A 426-nucleotide genomic window follows, 5' to 3' on the forward strand; every position below is an offset into this window, starting at 1 on the left:
AAGAACAATTTCTTGGTGAATAATTCCGATCCCCAATGACCTTGCATCTTGTACATTTTCAATTTCTACTTTCTTGCCATCAATTTTTATTTCACCTTGAGCCGGTTTATGGACGCCGCCAATGACTTTAATTAAAGTGGATTTCCCTGCTCCGTTTTCACCTATCAGCGCATGAATCTCACCAGTTCTTAATTCAAAATTTATTCCACTTAAAGCCTGAGTTTTTCCAAAGTTTTTATAAATACCACTCATTTCTAAAACTGTTTCGGACAATTGTGTTCACCCCCAACGGCTTATTAAAGCTGTAGAATGCAAGAATATCTTGCATTCTACTTTTATTATTTATAAATCTAAATTACTATAGAAGACTATTGCCAATGACCAGCTGTTTGTTTTGCCATATCTGGAGATACATTGATAGAAGGC

The 426-nt window shown here is 35.2% G+C and carries 1 protein-coding gene; it reads right to left on the minus strand.

Features of this window, described 5'->3' with window-relative positions:
• The coding region (locus RYX56_RS21275) for an ATP-binding cassette domain-containing protein (RefSeq protein WP_317123981.1) at positions 1–273 on the minus strand (273 nt) is incomplete at its 3' end.
• Positions 274–426: the final 153 nt, after the last annotated feature.

This window comes from Alkalihalophilus lindianensis (assembly GCF_032843265.1).
Classification (GTDB): Bacteria; Bacillota; Bacilli; order Bacillales; family Bacillaceae_D; genus Alkalihalophilus; species Alkalihalophilus lindianensis.